The organism is Geminicoccus flavidas, assembly GCF_009806515.1.
Taxonomy (GTDB): domain Bacteria; phylum Pseudomonadota; class Alphaproteobacteria; order Geminicoccales; family Geminicoccaceae; genus Geminicoccus; species Geminicoccus flavidus.
Genome location: NZ_WUJP01000849.1, coordinates 1 through 3,380 on the forward strand (window position 1 = coordinate 1; position 3,380 = coordinate 3,380).

Sequence of the window (3,380 nt, forward strand, 5' to 3'; positions counted from 1 at the left end):
GCCCCACCGCCTGCGAGGCCAGGCTCATGTTCCTGAGCTCCAGCGCCTGCGGCATCGGCCGGCCCAGCTCGTCCAGCACCAAGATCCGGGCCTTGGGGTCGGCCTGGATCTGGCGGCGGCCGAGCACGCCCACGCCGTTGAACACGTTGTTGGCGCGGCCGTCCCAGAAGTTGCGGTAGTTGTAGGCCGCGTTGATCACGGTCGGCGTGTTGCGCGGCGCCACCTTGCGCACCGCGCGCGCCACCCCGTTGATCATGGTGTGGAAGATGTCGTCCGATCCCTTGGTGCAGAAGTCGCGGGTGCGGGTGCGGAACTTCAGCTGGCGCGGCACGCTCACCGGCGTGCCCTCAAACGAGCCCTGCGAGCCGACCACGTCGTTGGTCTCGTAGATGATCTGCGAATTGCGGTCGCGGATGTTGCCGAGCTGGTGCAGCGGGAAGTCCGACGCCTCCAGCTGGATGTTCGGCTGGGCCTTCTTGCCGGTGCCGCCCAGAAGGCCGCCGCGGGTGAGGCCGGCGCCGGCCCCGAGCCCGCCGAACTTGTCGTCGGCGTAGGGCTGGCCCAGCAGGCCCGGATCGAGCTGGTTGACCGTGCGCGGGTCGGCGCCGGCATGAAAGTGGCAGGACGCGCAGGCCTGGCCATCAGCACCCACCGCGGCGTCCCAGTAGAGCGCCTTGCCCAGTGCCACCAGCCAGTTCTTGTTCTTGACCAGCGCGTTGTACTGGGCTGCGGGCGGCGAGGGCGGCTTGATCCCGCGCAGCGAGCCTAGCGGCGCCTCGACGTCCCCCTCGACCTCGTCCTCGATCTCTGTCTCGTCCTCGACCTCGACCTCCTGGGCCGGCAGGGTGCCAGGCAGGAGGGCGAGCGTCATGGCCGCGAGCAGGCTGGCTGCCCGGATGCGTAAAAATGTCTTGGTCACCGTCTATACCCTGCTTGCATGAGCAGGGGCGCTGCCATCCCCCAGCTGGCAGCGCCCTGCAGCTTCTGGGATCAGCGGCCTTCCAGATCCGCCGTGGCGGTGGCCTGGTTGAGCGCACCTGCCGACGTCTCGAGGATCACGGCCCGCACCCGGCTCGGGCAGACGCCGGTCGGGATGTTCAGGTTGCGGAAGTCGGCGCGGTAGAGGCCCTGCGGCGGGTTGACGGTGTTGTCCGGCACCGCTTGGACGATGCCGACACTGGTGAACTGATTCGGCCTGTCGGGATTGAGCGGGAGGCGAATCTGCACCGAAGCATTGGCGGGGTTGACGGTGCCGCCCCGAACCTCAAGCTCGTCGCGTCCTCCGCCGCGCACCCGGCAGGAAGCGCGCAGGATGCTGACCTGCGTCGTGTCGGGATTGACCAGTTCGGCGCTGTCTGCCTCGAGCGCGTGGTAATAGAGAACGCCGTCGTCGCCGTAGTACCCCTCGGCAGAAGCCAACGTGCCATTCACGATCGAGTTCGGCCTGATGCGCAGACCGAAGCCGTTGATGGGCGGGGCTGCAGGAATCCGGGTATCGGCGGAACGGACAATCGGCATGCCGTTGATCGACATCCGGCGCACATTGGCGCCCGACACTTCCACACGCCCGGTAGCTTCACCAACGATCACGTTCTCGAACATATCGCTGAACACGTCGTTGGCATAGATGACGCCGTTGATGCTCTCGCCCACGACAATGGCAGTGCCGCCGATGAAGCCTGGCTTGTTGCCACGGCCAGGCAGAGGCCACGACGAGCCATCTTCCTTGTAGCCGGCCAGCCCTCGAAGGAGGCTGATAGCTGCTGCGTTTACGCCGCTCGCACCAGGCGTGTGCACCAGGGCGCTCTCGAGCACCCTGATGGTGGCGCCCATGACCTTCATCTCGCCAATGATCGACCTGCCCGTGGAGGGATCGGTGTAAGGCGACTGGGCCGGGACCGTGATCTGGCTGATCGGGCCTTCGATCTCGACGCCCGGCAGTGCCACCTGTGCATTTGCCGGGCTGGCAAAGGCAACGAGCGCTAGGGCCGCCGCACCAAACATGAGATTGCGTAGCATGAAGTCGCCTCCTTTAGGCGTGAGTATTCCTTCGCCCGGCACTTGGGTGCCGGGCCATTCTTGGTGCTCTCGAGTTAAAATTTCCTGGCGGAGCTGCCTGCTCAGTCGACGATGTTCCAGGTCGCCATCATGGCGTGGTCCTCGTGCATGGTGTTGTGGCAGTGCATGACGTAGCGACCGCGCTCCTGCTTGGACGCGTAGCTGTAGTCCGGATCCGGGAAGTCGCGAAAACGGAGGAAGATCTCCATCTCGTCGATCCGCTCGTTGCCGCCGAACCGGTAGATATCGGTCCGGTAGCGGTCGGCCTCGGCCACTGCCCGCCGGTTGATCGAGGTGATGATGCCCTCCTCGAAATGGATGTGCATGGGATGGTCCCAGCCGCCCGAGGTGCTGCGGATTTTCCAGATCTCGGCCGAGTTGCGCCGCACCTGGTTGGGCGGGTTCATCAGGAACTCCGGGCTGTGGTCGATGTCCGGGTCCCAGAACTTGCCGTTGATGTGCCACATGCCGTTCAGCCGGCCGAGCTCCCACTCCCGGACCTTGACCACCTCGTTCAGGTTGACCGAGGGCAGAGGGCGGAAGGCGTTCGGGACAACGCTCTCGTCCGCGTTCGCGGGCGGGCCGCCCACCCGGAACTCCAGGATCTGGTTGGCCGGCGAATCCGGGTTGGTGGTCTTGCCCCGGTCGATGCCGCGGCCGTCGTTCATCATCACCAGGTTGTTGCACAAGTAGAGCTTGTCGCCCTTCTTGAACTGCCTGAAGTCGATGACGATGTCGGAGCGCTCAGCCACCCAGAGCTGGATGCTGGTGATGTTCTTGCGCGATTTCGGTAGCAGGTTGCCGCTCTGGCTGATCTGGTGGAAGGGCTGGTTGACCCCGTCCTTGCGTAGCAGGAGATTGTAGAAGCGCGACGGGCCGCCATTCAGGACCCGGAACCGGTACTTGCGGCGCTCTACCTCCATGTAGGGCTGGATCTTGCCGTTCACGGTCAGCTTGTCGCCGAGCCAGCCGTCGATCGAGAACTGGTTGAACTCGAGCTCGCCGTCCGGGTCGAACTTCTTGTCGGCCAGGATCAGCGGCACGTCGTACTTGCCGCTCGGCAGCCGCCAGCCGGTGGTCTCGTCGCCGGTGTCGTTCTCGTCGAACGCGCGGACCATCGCCACCATACCCTTGTACACGTTGGCAGCGGTGAACTCTGGCCGGTGGTCGTGGATGAACATGGTGGTCAGGGTTTCGCGCAGGTCGCCGCCCGAGACCGGGTCGATCCACTTGGCCGGGATGCCCTTCTGCTTGTCGAAGCCGGCCCGCGCCATGCTGTAGTGGAAGTTGCGGATGTTCGGCTTGCCGCCGGGATTGTCTTT

At 65.2% G+C, this 3,380-nt stretch carries 2 protein-coding genes and 1 pseudogene; all 3 read right to left on the reverse strand.

Features of this window, described 5'->3' with window-relative positions; translation table 11 throughout:
• Nucleotides 1–919: pseudogene (locus tag EQG76_RS24440) on the reverse strand (cytochrome c peroxidase); the annotation flags it as partial.
• A gap of 71 nt (nucleotides 920–990) precedes the next feature.
• A complete protein-coding gene (locus EQG76_RS24445; RefSeq protein ID WP_159717201.1) occupies nucleotides 991–2,019 on the reverse strand; it encodes a hypothetical protein in 1,029 nt (342 codons plus the stop codon).
• Nucleotides 2,020–2,120: 101 nt separating this feature from the next.
• A partial coding sequence (locus tag EQG76_RS24450) for a multicopper oxidase family protein (RefSeq protein ID WP_159717203.1) occupies nucleotides 2,121–3,380 on the reverse strand: 1,260 nt, incomplete at its 5' end.